The 15,934-nt window shown below is 38.4% G+C and carries 30 protein-coding genes; 24 read left to right on the forward strand and 6 right to left on the reverse strand.

All coding sequences use genetic code 11. The features are described from left to right. Positions 1 to 4 precede the first annotated feature (4 nt). From rpsJ to infA, 23 genes are all read left to right on the forward strand, one after another. Positions 5 to 316, forward strand: a complete 312-nt coding sequence (gene rpsJ, locus FJR45_RS01485) for a 30S ribosomal protein S10 (RefSeq protein WP_013326019.1) — start codon at positions 5 to 7, stop codon at positions 314 to 316. 8 nt (positions 317 to 324) lie between these two features. Further along, positions 325 to 900 (forward strand): 50S ribosomal protein L3, encoded by a 576-nt coding sequence (rplC, locus tag FJR45_RS01490; RefSeq protein ID WP_193151044.1) that lies wholly within the window; start codon positions 325 to 327, stop codon positions 898 to 900. Beyond that, positions 900 to 1,514, forward strand: a complete 615-nt coding sequence (rplD, locus tag FJR45_RS01495; protein ID WP_188109991.1) for a 50S ribosomal protein L4 — start codon at positions 900 to 902, stop codon at positions 1,512 to 1,514. Before rplC ends, rplD begins: the two co-directional genes overlap by 1 nt. Beyond that, on the forward strand, positions 1,514 to 1,795 hold the full coding sequence (locus FJR45_RS01500; protein WP_151901246.1) for a 50S ribosomal protein L23: 282 nt from the start codon (positions 1,514 to 1,516) through the stop codon (positions 1,793 to 1,795). The genes rplD and FJR45_RS01500 overlap by 1 nt, the downstream gene beginning before the upstream one ends. Position 1,796: 1 nt before the next feature. Continuing rightward, the gene (gene rplB / locus FJR45_RS01505) at positions 1,797 to 2,642 is read left to right on the forward strand and encodes a 50S ribosomal protein L2 (protein ID WP_193151045.1); all 846 of its coding nucleotides are present in this window, start codon (positions 1,797 to 1,799) and stop codon (positions 2,640 to 2,642) included. A gap of 2 nt (positions 2,643 to 2,644) precedes the next feature. Then, a complete protein-coding gene (gene rpsS, locus FJR45_RS01510) occupies positions 2,645 to 2,920 on the forward strand; it encodes a 30S ribosomal protein S19 (protein ID WP_151901248.1) in 276 nt (91 codons plus the stop codon). A 2-nt stretch (positions 2,921 to 2,922) separates the two neighbouring features. After that, a complete protein-coding gene (gene rplV / locus FJR45_RS01515; RefSeq protein ID WP_193151046.1) occupies positions 2,923 to 3,240 on the forward strand; it encodes a 50S ribosomal protein L22 in 318 nt (105 codons plus the stop codon). 1 nt (position 3,241) lies between these two features. Beyond that, the gene (gene rpsC / locus FJR45_RS01520; protein WP_193151047.1) at positions 3,242 to 3,958 is read left to right on the forward strand and encodes a 30S ribosomal protein S3; all 717 of its coding nucleotides are present in this window, start codon (positions 3,242 to 3,244) and stop codon (positions 3,956 to 3,958) included. A gap of 2 nt (positions 3,959 to 3,960) precedes the next feature. Next, complete coding sequence (gene rplP / locus FJR45_RS01525) at positions 3,961 to 4,386, forward strand: 50S ribosomal protein L16 (protein WP_013326027.1); 426 nt, start codon at positions 3,961 to 3,963, stop codon at positions 4,384 to 4,386. After that, a complete protein-coding gene (gene rpmC / locus FJR45_RS01530; RefSeq protein ID WP_151901251.1) occupies positions 4,373 to 4,561 on the forward strand; it encodes a 50S ribosomal protein L29 in 189 nt (62 codons plus the stop codon). The genes rplP and rpmC overlap by 14 nt, the downstream gene beginning before the upstream one ends. 9 nt (positions 4,562 to 4,570) lie before the next feature. Further along, complete coding sequence (rpsQ, locus tag FJR45_RS01535; protein ID WP_151901252.1) at positions 4,571 to 4,816, forward strand: 30S ribosomal protein S17; 246 nt, start codon at positions 4,571 to 4,573, stop codon at positions 4,814 to 4,816. 4 nt (positions 4,817 to 4,820) lie between these two features. Next, positions 4,821 to 5,189: a 50S ribosomal protein L14 gene (gene rplN, locus FJR45_RS01540; RefSeq protein ID WP_013326030.1), complete on the forward strand. Its 369-nt coding sequence runs from the start codon at positions 4,821 to 4,823 to the stop codon at positions 5,187 to 5,189. Further along, positions 5,189 to 5,419, forward strand: a complete 231-nt coding sequence (rplX, locus tag FJR45_RS01545) for a 50S ribosomal protein L24 (RefSeq protein ID WP_193151048.1) — start codon at positions 5,189 to 5,191, stop codon at positions 5,417 to 5,419. Before rplN ends, rplX begins: the two co-directional genes overlap by 1 nt. Positions 5,420 to 5,422: 3 nt before the next feature. Next, positions 5,423 to 5,968, forward strand: a complete 546-nt coding sequence (gene rplE, locus FJR45_RS01550; RefSeq protein WP_151901254.1) for a 50S ribosomal protein L5 — start codon at positions 5,423 to 5,425, stop codon at positions 5,966 to 5,968. Continuing rightward, entirely contained in the window at positions 5,968 to 6,153 is a 186-nt protein-coding gene (locus tag FJR45_RS01555) for a type Z 30S ribosomal protein S14 (protein WP_151901255.1), read from the forward strand. The genes rplE and FJR45_RS01555 overlap by 1 nt, the downstream gene beginning before the upstream one ends. Before the next feature lie 78 nt (positions 6,154 to 6,231). Next, complete coding sequence (gene rpsH / locus FJR45_RS01560; protein WP_151901256.1) at positions 6,232 to 6,630, forward strand: 30S ribosomal protein S8; 399 nt, start codon at positions 6,232 to 6,234, stop codon at positions 6,628 to 6,630. A 9-nt stretch (positions 6,631 to 6,639) separates the two neighbouring features. After that, entirely contained in the window at positions 6,640 to 7,176 is a 537-nt protein-coding gene (rplF, locus tag FJR45_RS01565) for a 50S ribosomal protein L6 (protein ID WP_193151049.1), read from the forward strand. A gap of 13 nt (positions 7,177 to 7,189) precedes the next feature. After that, the gene (rplR, locus tag FJR45_RS01570) at positions 7,190 to 7,546 is read left to right on the forward strand and encodes a 50S ribosomal protein L18 (RefSeq protein ID WP_193151050.1); all 357 of its coding nucleotides are present in this window, start codon (positions 7,190 to 7,192) and stop codon (positions 7,544 to 7,546) included. 8 nt (positions 7,547 to 7,554) lie between these two features. Continuing rightward, the gene (rpsE, locus tag FJR45_RS01575) at positions 7,555 to 7,995 is read left to right on the forward strand and encodes a 30S ribosomal protein S5 (RefSeq protein WP_151901259.1); all 441 of its coding nucleotides are present in this window, start codon (positions 7,555 to 7,557) and stop codon (positions 7,993 to 7,995) included. 4 nt (positions 7,996 to 7,999) lie between these two features. Continuing rightward, positions 8,000 to 8,398: a 50S ribosomal protein L15 gene (rplO, locus tag FJR45_RS01580; protein ID WP_193151051.1), complete on the forward strand. Its 399-nt coding sequence runs from the start codon at positions 8,000 to 8,002 to the stop codon at positions 8,396 to 8,398. Between the two features lie 2 nt (positions 8,399 to 8,400). After that, complete coding sequence (gene secY / locus FJR45_RS01585; protein WP_193151052.1) at positions 8,401 to 9,663, forward strand: preprotein translocase subunit SecY; 1,263 nt, start codon at positions 8,401 to 8,403, stop codon at positions 9,661 to 9,663. Positions 9,664 to 9,665: 2 nt separating this feature from the next. Next, a complete protein-coding gene (gene map / locus FJR45_RS01590) occupies positions 9,666 to 10,424 on the forward strand; it encodes a type I methionyl aminopeptidase (protein WP_193151053.1) in 759 nt (252 codons plus the stop codon). Positions 10,425 to 10,460: 36 nt separating this feature from the next. Continuing rightward, positions 10,461 to 10,679, forward strand: a complete 219-nt coding sequence (infA, locus tag FJR45_RS01595) for a translation initiation factor IF-1 (RefSeq protein ID WP_151901263.1) — start codon at positions 10,461 to 10,463, stop codon at positions 10,677 to 10,679. Between the two features lie 29 nt (positions 10,680 to 10,708). On the opposite strand, the gene FJR45_RS01600 is transcribed toward infA, so the two are convergent. From FJR45_RS01600 to FJR45_RS01610, 3 genes are all read right to left on the reverse strand, one after another. Continuing rightward, the gene (locus FJR45_RS01600) at positions 10,709 to 11,002 is read right to left on the reverse strand and encodes a chorismate mutase (RefSeq protein WP_193151054.1); all 294 of its coding nucleotides are present in this window, start codon (positions 11,000 to 11,002) and stop codon (positions 10,709 to 10,711) included. A gap of 125 nt (positions 11,003 to 11,127) precedes the next feature. Next, entirely contained in the window at positions 11,128 to 11,331 is a 204-nt protein-coding gene (locus FJR45_RS01605) for a hypothetical protein (RefSeq protein WP_193151055.1), read from the reverse strand. Then, entirely contained in the window at positions 11,331 to 12,188 is an 858-nt protein-coding gene (locus FJR45_RS01610) for a CvfB family protein (RefSeq protein ID WP_193151056.1), read from the reverse strand. Before FJR45_RS01610 ends, FJR45_RS01605 begins: the two co-directional genes overlap by 1 nt. Positions 12,189 to 12,576: 388 nt before the next feature. Between FJR45_RS01610 and FJR45_RS01615 the strand changes: the two genes are divergently transcribed. Further along, on the forward strand, positions 12,577 to 12,774 hold the full coding sequence (locus tag FJR45_RS01615) for a hypothetical protein (RefSeq protein WP_193151057.1): 198 nt from the start codon (positions 12,577 to 12,579) through the stop codon (positions 12,772 to 12,774). Positions 12,775 to 12,967: 193 nt separating this feature from the next. Here the strand turns inward: FJR45_RS01615 and FJR45_RS01620 are convergent, their stop codons facing one another. The 3 genes from FJR45_RS01620 to FJR45_RS01630 are packed head-to-tail and all read right to left on the reverse strand — an operon-like array spanning position 12,968 to position 15,927. Then, positions 12,968 to 14,134: an NnrS family protein gene (locus tag FJR45_RS01620; RefSeq protein WP_193151058.1), complete on the reverse strand. Its 1,167-nt coding sequence runs from the start codon at positions 14,132 to 14,134 to the stop codon at positions 12,968 to 12,970. Positions 14,135 to 14,146: 12 nt separating this feature from the next. After that, positions 14,147 to 15,406 carry an SPL family radical SAM protein gene (locus FJR45_RS01625; RefSeq protein ID WP_193151059.1) on the reverse strand — a complete coding sequence of 420 codons (1,260 nt, stop codon included), beginning with the start codon at positions 15,404 to 15,406 and terminating at the stop codon, positions 14,147 to 14,149. A 26-nt stretch (positions 15,407 to 15,432) separates the two neighbouring features. Beyond that, positions 15,433 to 15,927, reverse strand: coding sequence for an Hsp20/alpha crystallin family protein (locus FJR45_RS01630; protein WP_193151060.1), 495 nt, complete (start codon positions 15,925 to 15,927; stop codon positions 15,433 to 15,435). Positions 15,928 to 15,934 lie beyond the last annotated feature (7 nt).

The following is a 15,934-nucleotide window of genomic DNA, read 5'->3' on the forward strand; positions in this document are numbered from 1 at the left end:
AAACATGGAAAAAATTCGTTTAAAATTGAAAGCTTACGATCATCGTGTATTAGATAGATCAGTAGCGTCAATCGTAGAGGCTGTAAAGCGTACAGGTGCCGTAATTCGTGGTCCAATACCTTTGCCAACAAAAATTCGTAAATATACAGTATTGAAATCAGTTCACGTTAACAAAAAAGCGCGTGAGCAGTTTGAAATTCGTATGCACGCAAGAATGATCGACATCGTTTCTGCAACACCGGAAACAGTGGATTCATTAATGAAACTAGATCTTGCACCGGAAGTGGACGTTGAAGTTCGCTCTATGGACAAATAGGAGTAATCGTGGAATATATTGTTGAAAAAATCGGTATGAGCCGTACTATCACAGTTCCGTCTAAACCAGTTACTCTTTTAAGAGTTTTAGATGCGAAAGTATGTGAAGTGAATGAAGGTACTGCTATTGTAGCTTACAACAGCGGTAAAAAAATGAATAAAGCAATAGAAGGTCAACAGAAGAAATACAACCTTCCGACTGAATTTAACCGTTTTGTTACATTAGAAGTAGCAAACACTGAAGCTGGTGATTTAGATTTAGCTCCATTAGCAGAAGCTAATACGCTAAAAACTACTTTCAACACAAAAGGTCGTGGTTTTTCAGGTGCAATGAAGCGTTGGAATTTCGGTGGTGGTCCTGCATCTCACGGTCACAGATTTGGTCGTAGAACAGGTTCTATCGGTAATGCTGAATGGCCAGGTCGTGTAATGAAGGGTAAAAAAATGCCTGGACAATACGGAAATACACAAAACAGTGTAAAAAATGAAATCGTTTCTTTCGATGCTGAAAACAAAATCATTGCGGTTTTAGGTTCAGTTTCAGGTGCTAACGGTTCTTTAGGTCGTGTAAAGGTAGCTAAATAATGAGCGCAATCGTTTTAAATGAAAAAATGGAAAAAGCATCTGAGTTAGCATTGCCAGAGTCTTTCTCTGGAATTAACCCTCATAACCTTTACCTTTATGTAAAGTCTGCTCAGGCTGCACAACGTGCAAACACAGCGACGACTAAAGGTAGAAGTGAAGTACGCGGTGGTGGTAAAAAACCATGGGCTCAAAAAGGTGGCGGTCGTGCCCGTGCGGGTTCTCGTCGTTCTCCTATATTCGTAGGCGGTGGTAAAGCTTTTGGTTCTCAAAACAACCGTAACTACGATTTAAAAGTAAATAAAAAGCAGAAAAAACTTGCTTTAAATTTTGCTTTGAATGAGCATGCACAAAATGGTACTCTTTTTATCGTTGACAGCATCTCTGTTGAGTCTGGTAAAACTAAAGATGCGGCAGCAATGTTCAAAGCTTTAGGTCAAAGAGATACACTTTTTGTTAAATCTTTATTAGATGAAAAAACATATTTGGCGTTTGAAAATCTACACCAGACATATGTTATTGAATCTAATGAGTTAAACGCATACTTAGCTGCCAACTATCGCTCAATCGTGATAGAAAAAGCTGTATGGGAAACTTTGACAAGTGAGGCTAAGTAATGGCTGATATTACAGATATTAAATCTATTTTATATACAGAAAAGACTTTGGGTTTACAAGAAGATGGTGTTATTGTTGTTCAAACATCACCACGTATGACTAAAACAGGTCTTAAAGAGGTGTTCAGAGAGTATTTCGGAATCATTCCGACAAAAATCAACTCTCTGAATCAAAGCGGAAAAGTAAAACGTTTCCGTGGTGTACAGGGGAAACAGAATGACTTTAAAAAGTTTTATGTTACCTTACCTGAAGGTGCACAAATAGAAAGTTTGGCGGTATAAGATGGCAATTAAAACTTATAGACCGATAACTCCGTCTCGTCGTTTTTATACGAATGTAGACAGTTCAGATATCACTGCTAAAGCGAGTGTTCGTTCATTGCTTGTAAAACTTCCGACAACTGCCGGTCGTAACAACAATGGTCGTATCACTTCTCGTCACAAACAAGCTGGGGCGAAAAAGCTTTACCGTATTATTGATTTTAAAAGAAACAAGTTTGGTGTACCGGGTACAGTCTCTACTATTGAGTACGATCCGTACCGTAACTGTCGTATCGCATTAATCACATATGCAGACGGTGAAAAAAGATACATCTTGCAACCAAAAGGTTTAAATGTTGGCGATACAGTTGAAGCTGCAGAGTCTGGTTTGGATGTCAAACCGGGTAATACAATGAAACTGCAAAACATTCCTGTCGGTACACTTGTTCACAATGTTGAGTTAAAAGTGGGCAAAGGCGGACAAATGGTTCGTTCAGCCGGAACTTCAGCTCAGATTATGGGTCGTGACGGAAAATATGTATCTTTGCGTATGCCTTCGTCAGAAATGCGTTTAGTGCTTGGTGAGTGTCTGGCTACTGTAGGAATCGTTGGAAATGAAGAATTTGCCAACATTGTTATAGCAAAAGCCGGTCGTCAACGTCACCTTGGTATTCGTCCACAGACTCGTGGTTCTGCTATGAACCCGATTGATCACCCGCATGGTGGTGGTGAAGGTAAAACGAACTCAGGTCGTCATCCGGTTACTCCTTGGGGTAAACCAACGAAGGGTGCTAAAACTCGTCGTAAGAAAGCTAGTGATAAGTTAATTATTACTCGCCGTAAACCAAATGCTAAAAGGGTAGGTTAATAATGGCTCGTTCAGTAAAAAAAGGTCCATTCGTAGATGATCATTTAATGAAAAAAGTGGAGGCTATGAAAGCCGAAGCAAAGAAAAAACCTATTAAGACCTGGTCAAGAAGATCTATGATTCTTCCTGACATGGTTGGTTTGACAATAAATGTTCACAATGGTCGCCAGTTCGTTCCTGTGTATGTTACAGAGAACCATATTGGTTATAAACTTGGTGAATTTGCACCAACTCGTACATTCAAGGGCCACAAGGGCTCTGTTCAGAAGAAGGGGTAGTCATGGCTAGAGCATTACTAAAATTTATCCGTGTATCACCTATCAAATCTCGTCTTATTGCACGTGAAGTGCAGGGTATGAATGCTGAAGAGGCATTGGCAGCTTTAGAATTCACTCCAAACAAGGCGGCAAAAATTATCTCTAAAGTAATTGCGTCTGCAGTTGCAAACAGCGGTAGTGAAGCTGAAGATTGTGTAATTACATCATGTCGTGTTGACAATGGTCCAGTACTTAAACGTTTCCGTCCACGTGCTCGTGGTATGGCGTCTGGTATTCGTAAACCAACAGCACATATCTTAGTAGAAGTAGAGGGTAAATAGTATGGGTCAAAAAGTTAATCCTATTGGTTTACGTCTTGGAATCAACCGTAACTGGGAATCAAGATGGTTTCCTAACTTTAAAACAGCTCCTGCTGCTTTAGGTGAAGATCACAAGATAAGAACATATTTGAAAAAAGAGCTTTACTATGCTGGTGTTTCCAACATCATCATTGAAAGAACAGTAAAAAGACTTCGTGTAACTATTGTTGCAGCGCGTCCTGGTATTATCATCGGGAAAAAAGGTGCGGATATAGAGAAGCTGAAAACTGCTGTACAAAAACTTGTCGGTAAAGCAATATCAATCAATATCAAAGAAGAGAAAAAAGCACAGACTTCGGCACAACTTGTCGCTGAGAATGTTGCTACTCAGTTAGAGCGTCGTGTTGCATTCCGTAGAGCTATGAAAAAAGTTATGCAGGGTGCGCAGCGTTCTGGTGCAAAAGGTATCAAAGTTGCAGTTGCAGGTCGTTTGGGCGGTGCTGAAATGGCAAGAACTGAATGGTATTTGGAAGGACGTGTTCCTCTTCATACTCTTCGTGCAAAAATTGATTACGGTTTTGCCGAGGCACATACTACATACGGTATTATCGGTGTTAAAGTATGGATCTTCAAAGGTGAGGTACTGACTAAAGGTATTCCTGCAGAAGCCAAAGAAGAGAAAAAAGAGCGTCGTGGTAGAAAACCAGCCAGACGTGAAAATAGTGAAAAGGCTGAATAATCATGTTAATGCCAAAAAGAACAAAATATCGTAAAGTAATGAAAGGACGTAACCGCGGTTACGCTCGTTCCGGTTATAAATTATCTTTTGGTGACATCGCATTTAAAGCGGTAGAAGCCGGTCGTATCAACTCTCGTCAGATTGAGTCGGCTCGTATTTCTGCAACACGTCACATTAAAAGACAAGGTAAGATTTGGATTCGTGTGTTCCCTGCCAAGCCGTTAACTGCAAAACCTCTTGAAACTCGTATGGGTAAAGGTAAGGGTGCAGTGGATCAGTGGGTAATGAACATTAAACCAGGTCGTATAATCTTTGAAATGGGTGGTGTACCTGAAGAGATTGCTCGTGAAGCATTAACTCTTGCTATGCACAAACTTCCATTCAAATGTAAAATTGTTACTGCGGAGATGAACAATGAAATATTCTGATTTAGCAGATAAAAATGCAGCAGAGCTTCAGGCGATGCTCAAAGAGAAAAAAACAGAACTGTTTACTTTAAAAATTAAACAAAAAATGATGCAATTACAAAATACTAGCGAACTTCGTGTTGCTAAAAAAGATATTGCTAGAATCAATACTGCACTTGCTGCAGTAGCAAAGTAGGGGCGGGCGATGGCTAATAAGCGTGAAATTCAAGGTAACGTAATTAAAATTGCAGGCGATAAAACAGTAACTGTACTGGTTGAGCGTCGTGTAATGCATCCTCGTTACCATAAAGTTGTAAAACGTTTCAAAAAGTACCTGGTACATGATGAGCGTAATGAAGTAAAAGTAGGAGACGAGATTATTGCAATCGAGTGTCGTCCGCTTTCTAAGACTAAATCTTTTAGACTTAAATCAGTTGTAAAAGGAGCGTAGTAGTATGATACAAGGTTTTACTCGTTTAAATGTAGCTGATAATACAGGTGCTAAAGAGATTATGTGTATTAAGGTACTTGGCGGTTCCAAGCGTCGTTATGCATCAGTGGGTGACGTTATCGTTGCTTCTGTAAAAAAAGCGATTCCGACTGCCAAAGTTAAAAAAGGTAAAGTTGTAAAAGCTGTTGTTGTAAGAACTCATAAAGAAGTCCAACGTGAAAACGGTTCTTTAATCCGTTTTGATGACAATGCGGCAGTTATACTTGATGACAAGAGAGAACCTATCGGTACTCGTATTTTCGGACCAATCGGTCGTGAAGTACGTTACGCAGGATTCATGAAAATTGTATCTCTTGCTCCGGAGGTTGTGTAATGGCAAAATTTAACTTTAAAAAAGGCGATATGGTAGAAATTATCGCGGGCGATGACAAAGGTACAAAAGCAGCTGTACTTGCGGTATTTCCTAAGAAAAACAAGGTAATCGTTGAGGGTTGTAAAATAGCGAAAAAAGCTATCAAACCAACTGAAGAGAATACAAAAGGCGGGCATATCAAAAAAGAGATGCCAATCGATGTTTCAAACGTACGCAAAGTGGAGGCATAACAGATGGCTCGTTTAAAAGAAAAATATTTAGCGCTTAAGCCGGAAATTCAAGCAGCTTTAGATATCAAAAATGTAATGCAGATTCCTGAATTTGACAAAATTGTTATCTCTGTCGGTGCTGGTTTTGCTATGAAAGATAACAAACTCATTAAAAACATTGAAGATACTATCACTACTATAGCCGGTCAAAAAGCTTCTACTGTAATTGCTAAGAAATCTGTTGCAGGTTTTAAAGTACGTGAAGGTATGCCTGTAGGTGTGCGTGTAACACTTCGTGGTGAAAATATGTATAACTTCTTCGATCGCCTTGTTTCTATCGCACTTCCTCGTGTGAAAGATTTCCGTGGTGTTCCGAGAAATGGTTTTGACGGTCGTGGTAACTATAACTTCGGTCTTCAGGAACAACTTATTTTCCCTGAAATCAGCTATGATTCAATCATGCAGATTCACGGTATGAATATTACTATAGTAACATCTGCAGATTCAGACAAGGCGGCATTTACTCTTTTAGAGAAAATGGGAATGCCTTTTAGTAAAGGGAGCAACTAATGGCTAAGAAGTCAATGATAGCTAAAGCAAAACGTACTCCAAAGTTTAAGGTACGTGGTTATACACGTTGTCAGATTTGTGGTCGTCCACACTCTGTACTGAGAGATTTTGGAATTTGTCGTATCTGTTTTAGAAAAATGGCAAATGAAGGTTTAATACCAGGTGTTAGAAAGTCTAGTTGGTAAACATTTACTGACTGGAAACTGCTAGCAGTCAGCAGTTATTTTGTGTCAATGAAATAACTACAAACAAGGAAAATATAAATGGCAATTAATGATTTAGTATCAGATGCGTTGACGCGTATTCGTAATGCCGGTATGAGAAGATTACCGGTTACTACTTTGGTACACTCTAAAAGTGTAGAAGCAGTAGCAAATATCTTAGTAGATAAAGGTTACATAGAGTCTTGTAATGTAATCGAAGACGGTGTGAAAAAAACTATCAAAGTTGTACTGAAGTACGGTGAAGATGGAAAATCTGTAATCAATGAAATGAAAAGAGTTTCAAAGCCTGGTAGACGTGTCTACAAAGGTAAAGAAGATATTAAACGTTTTAAAAACGGTTACGGAACTATTATTGTAAGTACATCACATGGCGTACTACCAAATGACAAAGCGTATGAGCTTGGCATTGGTGGTGAAGTTATGTGTACGGTATGGTAGGAGTATAGCATGTCAAGAATTGGAAAAAATCCTGTAGAGTTTCCTAGTGACATCACTGTTACTGCAAATGGAAATGTTATAACTTTTGCCAAAGGCAAAAACAGTGTTGATTTAGATACAAAAGGATATGTTACTTTCACAATCGAAGGTAATGTTTTAACTTTTAAAAATCTTTCAGACTCTCGTGAGCATAGAGCTTTCTGGGGAACTTTTAGAGCATTGGCTCAAAATATCGTGACAGGTTTAACTACCGGTTATGAGAAAAAACTTGAAATTAACGGTGTTGGTTACAGAGCGGCTGTTAAAGGAAAAGTTTTAAATCTTCAACTTGGTTTTTCTCATGATATCAATTATGAGTTACCTGAAGGTTTGGAAGCAAGTGTTGAAAAGAATGTGATTACTCTTAAAAGCCATGATAAACAAATGTTGGGTCAGGCAGCTGCAGAGATTAGATCATTCCGTCCACCAGAGCCTTACAAAGGTAAAGGTGTTAAATACATAGATGAGCATATCGTGCGTAAAGCCGGTAAAACTGCTAAGAAATAAGGGAGGAAGATAGATGAATGCTAAAGTATTAAAAAGCAAAATTGCGAATCGTTTAAAACGTAAGCGTCGTATCCGTGCAAAAATATCTGGTAGTGCTGAACTTCCTCGTGTTTCTGTATTTAAATCAAACCGTTACTTAAGTGTACAGGCGATTGATGATGCAACTGCAACAACAATTTGTTCACTACACTCAAAGGCTACTGGTCACAAAGCTAATAAAGAAGGTGCTGCTGCACTGGGTGAGGCATTCGCACGCAAACTCAAAGAAGCAAACATCTCTGAGATTGTATTTGACCGTAATGGTTACCAATATCACGGCGTAATTGCTGCATTTGGTGACGCAATTCGTGCAAACGAAATCAAGTTCTAGGAGCACAGATGGAAATCAATAGAGATGATTTTGAAGAATCAATAGTAAATATTGGTCGTGTAACAAAAGTTGTTAAAGGTGGTAGACGTTTTCGTTTTACTGCACTTATCGTTGTTGGTGACAAAAACGGTACTGTAGGTTATGGTGTTGGTAAAGCAAAAGAGGTTCCTGATGCTATTCGTAAAGCAGTAGACAATGCTTTTAAAAATTTAACAACTGTTAAGATAAAAGGTTCTACAATAGCACATGACATTGAGCATAAGTACAATGCCAGTCGTGTTTTACTAAAGCCGGCATCAGAAGGTACCGGTGTTATTGCCGGTGGAGCAGCGAGACCTGTTCTTGAACTTGCAGGGATTAAAGACATCCTTACAAAGTCAATCGGTTCAAACAATCCAAACACACTGGTACGTGCTACAATTGAAGCACTTTCTCGTATAAAAGGATAGGAAAATGGGTATTGAAAATTTACAACCTGCTCCGGGTTCAACAGCAAATCGTAAGCGTGTTGGACGTGGTCAAGGTTCTGGTACTGGTAAGACTGCCGCTCGTGGTCAAAAAGGTCAGAAATCTCGTTCAGGTTACAAAAGAAAAAGAAACTTTGAAGGTGGACAACAGCCACTTGCAAAACGTTTGCCAAAAATCGGTTTTCACTCGAAAGTGATCAAACCGTATGTGATAAACGTTGAAAAAATCAAAGCTGTAGCAGAACTTGGTGAAATTACAATGGAATCAATCCGTTCGGTTCACAAAGTTGCTTCTTCAGTGACTAAAATTAAACTAGTAGGTGCCAAAGCAAAAGATTTGGCATCGAAAATTAAAGACGAAAACGTTACAACAACAGGTAACTAGTTGTGAATAAAAATCTAGTAAATAAGATACTTATTACTATCGGTTTTTTATTTATCTACCGCCTACTGGCTTATGTGCCGGTTCCCGGCGTAGATACAGCTGTTATTGCTTCTTTCTTCGACTCACATCAATCAGACGCATTGGGATTGTTTAACATGTTCAGCGGAAATGCTGTGCAGAGACTCTCTATTATTTCACTCGGCATTATGCCTTATATCACCGCCTCAATTATTATGGAGCTTTTAGCTGCAACATTTCCGACACTCGGTCAAATGAAAAAAGAGCGTGACGGCATGGTGAAATATATGCAGATTATTCGTTATGCAACTATTGTTATTACGATAATTCAGGCTATTGGTGTGAGTGTCGGACTGCAAAGCTTAACCGGACCTACCGGCAACTCTGCTATTTTGGCTGACCATACTACATTTATCATGCTTTCTGCAGTTTCTATGCTTGCAGGAACAATGCTTTTGATGTGGATAGGTGAGCAGATTACGCAAAGCGGAATCGGTAACGGTATCTCTCTTATTATTTTTGCAGGTATTGTTTCCGCAATTCCAAGAGCAATTGGTCAAACAATCGAAATGGTAAATACCGGTGCAATGAGCTTTATTACAGTCATAGCAATTCTTGCTTTGATTCTGACAACAGTAGGAATTATCATTTATGTTGAACTTGGTGAGCGTCGTGTGCCTATAACCTATGCGAAAAAGACGATGATGCAAAACCAAAACAAACGTGTGATGAATTATATTCCTATTAAAGTGAATCTGGCGGGTGTTATTCCGGTTATTTTTGCCTCGGCAATTTTAATGTTTCCGATGACCGTACTCTCAAGCAGTACAAATCCGGCCATTCAGGCTATAGCGGATTATCTGAATCCAAACAGTTACTTTTTTAACTTTTTGACTTTTGTGTTTGTTGTGTTTTTCGCATTCTTTTATGCTTCAATCACTTTCAACGCAAAAGATATTGCAGATAATTTAAAACGTCAAGGCGGATTTATTCCCGGTATTCGTACCGGTGATGCTACGAGAGAGTTCTTAAATGAAACTGCAAGTAGATTGACATTTACCGGAGCACTTTATCTTGGGTTGGTTGCGACACTGCCTTTTATGATTATTAAAGGGATGGGTGTACCGTTCTTCTTTGGTGGTACAGCCGTGTTGATCGTTGTTCAGGTTGCGCTTGATACAATGAGAAAAATAGAAGCTCAGATATATATGAGTAAATATGAAACCCTTAGTGCAGTTGGTCTGTAGCAATGGCTATTGCGCTTAGAAAACCTCAAGAAATTGAAAAACTTCGAGCTGCCAACAAAATTGTTGGCGCTACATTAGACCTTCTTCGTAAAAATACCAAAGTCGGTATGAGTTTAAAAGAGATGGATGCCATGGCAGAGGATTATATCCGCTCTCAGGGTGCCAAGCCCTCTTTTAAAGGATTGTACGGCTTTCCAAATACAGTATGTACATCACTCAATGAAGTCATTATTCATGGCATTCCAAGTGACTATAAACTCCAGGAAGGAGATGTTATAGGGTATGACATCGGAACAGAACTTGATGGCTGGTTTGGTGATGCTGCTATCAGTATGGGTGTCGGAGAGATTACAAAAGAAGATGAAGATTTAATAGCCTGTGCAAAAGATACTTTGTATTATGCTATTGAAAATATCAAAGTTGGAATGCGTTTTAAAGAACTCTCTTATCTTATGGAGCAGTTTATATTGGAACGCGGTTATATTCCTTTGCGAAACTTTTGTGGACACGGAATAGGAAGAAAACCTCATGAAGAACCGGAAATCCCCAATTATTTGGCGGGCGGAAATGCAAAATCCGGACCGAAAATAAAAAACGGAATGGTTTTTTGTTTGGAACCTATGATATGTCAAAAAGAGTCAAAACCTGTTATCCTGGATAACGGGTGGGATGTTGTCAGTACCGACGGTTTACGCGGTTCTCACTATGAGCACACTGTCGCAGTTGTTGACGGTAAAGCTGAAATTTTATCTCTTGCGTGAGAGTTAAAGTAAGAAATTTCTTTATAAAGGACTAAAATGGCTAAAGCAGATGTTATTGAAGTTGACGGCAAGATTATAGAGGCTTTGCCGAACGCAACTTTTCGTGTTGAATTAGAAAACGGACATGTTATACTGTGTCATATTGCAGGGAAAATGCGTATGCACTATATTAAAATACTTCCAGGCGACAAGGTGAAACTTGAGTTGACACCATACTCTTTGGACAAAGGGCGTATCACCTACCGATACAAATAGGCAAAAGAGGTCTCGGCCTCTTTTTAATTTTAAAAATTTCCGGCGTTTCTTAACTCACTTATTTCCGTTTCAACCATTTCATCAATCATTATCTTAAAGAGTTCAGAGATCATATTCGGATTGACATTGAGTTCAATCGCCTTTTTTCTTACTTTTTGCATAATATCATCAATTCGCTCCTGTGCCTTGACTTCTGCCACACTCTCTTTAAAACCGGCTGCCTGACGAATCAAATGGCTTCGTTCAGAAATCAGCTCAACAAGCTGTGTGTCAATTTTATCTACTTCGTCTCTGACTTCCTGCAGTGTATTACATTTTTTCATTTTTTACTCCTTTTTCAAGTTTTGTTAACACTATTGTAACAATTTAAATATATAATCTTACTTGCGATTCTCCTTGTATATCTTTAACATGATTCATTATGGATATACCTCCATAGAGCCCATGACTAGTTGGGCTTTATTATCTTTTTTACTGCTTTTGGCAAATGTGCAAAAGGCATTTCAATATTTGTTTTTTCATTCTTTTCGAATTTTACAACATCAACTGTCATATATTCCTGATTAAAACGCAAAACTCTGTATTGTATATTATCCTGTATGTATTGTATATTTTCTTTACTGAAATCATAAGTTCTTTTCTTTTTTGCCATTACTTTGCCTTGCTGTAAATACCGGTATCTTTGACTTCTATTTTGCCGTCATTTTGAAGTGCTGTCAAAGAACGCTTGAACTCTTTTTTACTCAGACCAAATACATCTTTTATCAGTCCTGCATCACTTTTGTAATTGTAGGGCATAATGCCTTTGTTGTGTTGCAAAATATCAAAAACTTTCTGCGCAGAGTTTCCGTCTTTTTTACTGCCGGGACGTCTGAGTGTAAGGTCGATATTTCCGTCTTTTCGTACTGTTTTTACATAGGCGGTTTTTGTATCTCCCAGTTTTATTGTTTCAAAAATTTCATTGTGATAAATCAATCCTTCATATTTACCGTTGACTATGCATTTAAAACCTAGCGGTGTTTTTGCGATGATGAGAATCTCAGCCTCTTTGTTCTGTGCAAGGTCTTTGACTCTGCGATCAAAAAAATCACCGAGTTTTTCTGTGCCGACGAGTCTGTGTGTCCGTTCGTCATATATGATACGAATAAATCTTTTTTCGCCGATTTCAAAAGGTGTTTTTTGAAACATTTTAGGAACAAGCAAATCTTTTGGCAGTCCCCAGTCCATAAAAGCACCGAAAGGAGCCACATCCACAACTTCCAGGAGTGCAAAATCATCCAGCATTGCAAGAGGTCTGTCGGTAGTGGCTACGAGTCTGTCTTCTGAATCTGTATATAAAAAAACATCTACAAGTGCATTTTCGCGCATATCATCTGTGACATATTGCCCGGGAAGAAGGACATCATTGCCGTCCTCGGCCATAAGGTACAGGCCGGGTGTTGTGTCTCTGTCGACACGCAGGGTATTCATTTTGCCCAGTTCAAGGTAAGGGCTGATCTCTTTTTTCATGGTAATTCCGTTGTGTTAATATGGTGACATTATAGCATTAATTCTTCCCTCTGATTTAAATCAGGTACTTAAATAATCCGGTATGAGAAATCAACAAATGCAGTACCGGTTGCTGCAACAGTCTTGCCACTCTCAGCCCGGACTGAAGTCCGCGTTCCAAAAAAATGCTTAACTCAATGGCAATGCCGGAACCCGTACTTGAGTCTAAATGTCCTTAACTAAGCAAGTCTTATCGGAACCCGTACTTCAGTGCGGGCTTGTATGTCTTGGAAATCAAAACGCAGGCACTTAACTTAGATGAAAATGTAAAATTCTCATAGTATTTATGAATAAGAGTAGAACAAGTTAACCGTGATATTATTGCATAAAAACTTAACAAGGATATAATATGTTTAAAATAATAGTAGATAGAGAATGTGGCTGTTTTAAAAGAAGCAATCTTCAAAGCAGTACGGAAGTGGAATCAAAAGACGAGGCGTTGATGAAGTCATTGGAGATGGTCAACCATATGAATGACGAATTCTGCGGCAAACACAAGTTTAAAGTTGAAGAGGCTGACAATACTTTTATAATCAAAATGCAGTAAAAAGTTAAGCATTTATTTGGAACCGGTACTTCAGTGCCGGCTGAGAGTGGCAAGACTATTGCAACAGCCGGCACTGAAGTACCGGTTCCGAGAAAGCATTTATTTTCTGAACTTAATGGCATTAAGATTAACGCCAGTCATGCTTGTACATTAGAAAGTGCAGGTTTCAAATCTCTCTTTTTTTAAAGCAATGCTACAATTTTTTTCCAAAAACCAATACTTGAAAATATCTCCCTCCCCAAATCAAAAAGAGCAAGAGCCAGGTAGTAAAAGAGATGTCAAACAAAAACCCAAGCCCCCATCCAAAAGCTATGTTCATGCTGTATAAAGCACGGAGCAGCACAACCAACTGAATTGACAGAAATATTTTAGTTGCCAGTTTGTCTGCCTGTGGCGGTTGTCCCGAATGACCGAGTGTTACACGTGTTCCAAAACCTATAAGCAGTGTTGTTAAAAAACCTATGGCCAACAGGTGTACATTTAAAAAGAAAAAAGAGGTGTCTAAAAATATTTCTGCACTCAGGCTGAGGGCTGAGAGAAAAAAGGATACTGGTAACCAAAAGAGTGCAAGATGCAGCACCCATAGAATAGGAGGGGATTGCAAAGGGTGAAGATCCCAGCGTTTAAACTCAAAAAACATATACACTGCGAGCAGCAGATCGACAATTATTTGTACACTTTTGATATCTGCAGAAGCAAAGATACTCTTTAAAACAAACAAAACAAAAACAATTTTGACAAAATTTTCATTTTTACTTGCAAAAGAGTGGGAGAAAAAAGGAATCATTCTCTGTCCTACACTAAAAGCAAGAAAAATCAGATACATGTAAAAAGAGAGAGTGATAGCAACCGGTAAAATTTCCGGTATGAATAAAGAGAGTATAAAAAGAAAATTACCAAAGAGTCCAAAGTAGTTTGCATTGAGTATCCAAAATGAGTCTGACTTATCTGCTGCCATTCCTGTTTCATAGATGTTTTTTAGTTTCAATACTATAAAAATCTGCGCTGTCAGACTGATAATCATCGCGCCGAGTACAAGGGCTTCAGAGCTGAAAACACCGACAAGAAAAAGCAGTGATGCAAGGGTATTTGCATGAAAAATATTGGCATAGTATTTTTTTGCTATCACCTGTGTCTGGTTAAAACGCGGGAAAGTTGTAAATAAGAACCCTGTGAAAAAGTTTGTAAAAACCAAAAATATCAAAGAGTAGCTGTGAAAAAGCAAAAGCGTTACATGTAAGGAGAGTATGCCTTTGTATTGTAATGCAAAAACGAGCATCATAATGATTGCATTGAGTATTCCAAGTAAGAAAAATGGCTGATGCGGTTGTGATAAAAAATAGTTTTCTTTTGTCTGCATAACGCTACCGTCCTATAATAAAAATTCCTGACCAAGTTTTTTGCAGTATGCTCCGAGCATAGCACGTTCAAAGTCATTGTTTGTAGAGTATTGATATCCAAATGTTTTGGCCCACATGTGATGTTCTTCCATACAAAGGTAGAAAAAGACTTTGTCTTCACCCTGTTGCCATGGCGCAAAACTTTCATAGGCATGTTTGAACATTTCAACTTTTGTCGCATCAGGATACGATGTCTTTCCGCTTGCATCTTCATGCGGGATTTGCGTAATCTTACTTCTAAATTCACGCTCACGCAACTGTTTTATGACAGGCTTTATAAAGGTAAGCGTCCCGAAACTGACAAGGGCGACTTCTTGTGGAGAGAATTTTAGTATAAGTTCTTCATATACTTCTTGATATTCGTCAAGATACCCTTCATATTCGACTATAGGATGAAAATGAAAGCCGACTTTAACTCCTTTGTTTGCCATTTTTCGGGCGGCTGCTATACGTTTTGCAAGTGAAGCGGTTAAATGCTCTTCGTTGTCTATAATGGTTTGGGTATTGAGACTCCAGGTGCAGAGTATGTTTTTGGGCACTTCATTTTCAAGCAGATATTTTATATTGTCCGATTTTGTTTTAAATTCTAAAATGACATTGGGATTTTTCTTCGCAAAGGTAAAAAGAGCATCCAAAACACCCTCACGGTTGCCAAACATCAGCGAATCTGATGCCTGACCGGTTCCGATATGGTAGGTTTTGTTTGGATCAAGTTGCAGATTTAAGAGTTTGTCCGCAAAACTGCTGTCAAAGGTAATAGTATTTTGATTGTAAAAGCTTTGAATAGAACAATAAGAACAGTCAAAACCGCAGCTCTCCACCGCATCAAGTGTCAACAGATTACAGCAACGTGTCTTTTCACTTGCTACCGGACACAGACCAAGTCCAAAACCCTCTTTTGACGCTGTTTTAAAGGTATATTTTTGTTCTTGGGGGATATTCTTGAGGGTAAAGTTTTTATAGGAATTTGGTTTGTTGCGTATGTCTTCATAGGCTTTTTTAAGCCTGGAAAAAACAACTTTTCTTTGGGGATGCTCGGGAAATATTGCAGTGATTCTTTTTTCATCCCACATCCCCAAATCTCTCGCGAAATTGATTATCTGTTTGATTTCCTGATAGGAAAATCTGTACTCAAAGGATTTCTCTTTGATAAACTCCTGTTCATGTTTGGGGAGTTTGTTAAAAAAACTGTTTTCTATAGCGTTTGTAAATTTTTCTGCGTATGAATTCATAAAAGAATTCTAGCAGAAAAAATTGATTATTTTATAGGGATAAGTCTTGCTTTTGGTTTTTTAACTTCTGTTTTAGGAATTGTAACGGTTAATATACCGTTTTCAAATTTTGTTGCGAGTTTGCTTTCGTCAATATTTTTAGGCAATTGAATAGATTTTTGAAACTCACCGTAAAAAATCTCTTTTTTGACAAAATCTTTTGATTTTTCTTCTTTTGACTCTTTTTTTTCACCTTTTACAGTCAGAATCTTATTCTCATCAATAGAAAGTTTAATATTTTTTTTGTCAACACCCGCGAGATCAAATTTTAAGACTATTTTGTCTTTAGCATCCTGAATGTCCGTTCTTGGATAACTGAAATTATTTAATGCCGAACTGCTTAAGTGAGACTCTATCAAAGAGTTGAAATACTGGTTCATTCTTGCAAAATCAGCATCATAGGGATTCATTGTATCCATACTCGCGAATGCAGATCCGGCCAGCAAAGTTGAAAGCAACAGACTGCTTAGTAGTTTTTTCATAGCTAAC

The sequence above is a fragment of the Sulfurimonas sediminis genome, assembly GCF_014905115.1.
GTDB classification, from domain to species: domain Bacteria; phylum Campylobacterota; class Campylobacteria; order Campylobacterales; family Sulfurimonadaceae; genus Sulfurimonas; species Sulfurimonas sediminis.

Coding starts and splice junctions, on each gene's coding strand:
- map (WP_193151053.1), top strand. CDS start 9,666: ATGGCTATTGCGCTTAGAAAACCTCAAGAAATTGAAAAACTTCGAGCT.
- rpsE (WP_151901259.1), top strand. CDS start 7,555: ATGGAAATCAATAGAGATGATTTTGAAGAATCAATAGTAAATATTGGT.
- FJR45_RS01555 (WP_151901255.1), top strand. CDS start 5,968: ATGGCTAAGAAGTCAATGATAGCTAAAGCAAAACGTACTCCAAAGTTT.
- rpsH (WP_151901256.1), top strand. CDS start 6,232: ATGGCAATTAATGATTTAGTATCAGATGCGTTGACGCGTATTCGTAAT.
- FJR45_RS01620 (WP_193151058.1), bottom strand. CDS start 14,134: ATGCAGACAAAAGAAAACTATTTTTTATCACAACCGCATCAGCCATTT.
- infA (WP_151901263.1), top strand. CDS start 10,461: ATGGCTAAAGCAGATGTTATTGAAGTTGACGGCAAGATTATAGAGGCT.
- FJR45_RS01610 (WP_193151056.1), bottom strand. CDS start 12,188: ATGAAAAAAGAGATCAGCCCTTACCTTGAACTGGGCAAAATGAATACC.
- rplR (WP_193151050.1), top strand. CDS start 7,190: ATGAATGCTAAAGTATTAAAAAGCAAAATTGCGAATCGTTTAAAACGT.
- rplE (WP_151901254.1), top strand. CDS start 5,423: ATGGCTCGTTTAAAAGAAAAATATTTAGCGCTTAAGCCGGAAATTCAA.
- rpsS (WP_151901248.1), top strand. CDS start 2,645: ATGGCTCGTTCAGTAAAAAAAGGTCCATTCGTAGATGATCATTTAATG.
- FJR45_RS01605 (WP_193151055.1), bottom strand. CDS start 11,331: ATGGCAAAAAAGAAAAGAACTTATGATTTCAGTAAAGAAAATATACAA.
- rpsC (WP_193151047.1), top strand. CDS start 3,242: ATGGGTCAAAAAGTTAATCCTATTGGTTTACGTCTTGGAATCAACCGT.
- rplD (WP_188109991.1), top strand. CDS start 900: ATGAGCGCAATCGTTTTAAATGAAAAAATGGAAAAAGCATCTGAGTTA.
- rplX (WP_193151048.1), top strand. CDS start 5,189: ATGGCAAAATTTAACTTTAAAAAAGGCGATATGGTAGAAATTATCGCG.
- FJR45_RS01500 (WP_151901246.1), top strand. CDS start 1,514: ATGGCTGATATTACAGATATTAAATCTATTTTATATACAGAAAAGACT.
- rpsQ (WP_151901252.1), top strand. CDS start 4,571: ATGGCTAATAAGCGTGAAATTCAAGGTAACGTAATTAAAATTGCAGGC.
- rplO (WP_193151051.1), top strand. CDS start 8,000: ATGGGTATTGAAAATTTACAACCTGCTCCGGGTTCAACAGCAAATCGT.
- FJR45_RS01615 (WP_193151057.1), top strand. CDS start 12,577: ATGTTTAAAATAATAGTAGATAGAGAATGTGGCTGTTTTAAAAGAAGC.
- rplN (WP_013326030.1), top strand. CDS start 4,821: ATGATACAAGGTTTTACTCGTTTAAATGTAGCTGATAATACAGGTGCT.
- rpmC (WP_151901251.1), top strand. CDS start 4,373: ATGAAATATTCTGATTTAGCAGATAAAAATGCAGCAGAGCTTCAGGCG.
- rplP (WP_013326027.1), top strand. CDS start 3,961: ATGTTAATGCCAAAAAGAACAAAATATCGTAAAGTAATGAAAGGACGT.
- rplV (WP_193151046.1), top strand. CDS start 2,923: ATGGCTAGAGCATTACTAAAATTTATCCGTGTATCACCTATCAAATCT.
- rplF (WP_193151049.1), top strand. CDS start 6,640: ATGTCAAGAATTGGAAAAAATCCTGTAGAGTTTCCTAGTGACATCACT.
- FJR45_RS01625 (WP_193151059.1), bottom strand. CDS start 15,406: ATGAATTCATACGCAGAAAAATTTACAAACGCTATAGAAAACAGTTTT.
- FJR45_RS01600 (WP_193151054.1), bottom strand. CDS start 11,002: ATGAAAAAATGTAATACACTGCAGGAAGTCAGAGACGAAGTAGATAAA.
- rpsJ (WP_013326019.1), top strand. CDS start 5: ATGGAAAAAATTCGTTTAAAATTGAAAGCTTACGATCATCGTGTATTA.
- FJR45_RS01630 (WP_193151060.1), bottom strand. CDS start 15,927: ATGAAAAAACTACTAAGCAGTCTGTTGCTTTCAACTTTGCTGGCCGGA.
- rplB (WP_193151045.1), top strand. CDS start 1,797: ATGGCAATTAAAACTTATAGACCGATAACTCCGTCTCGTCGTTTTTAT.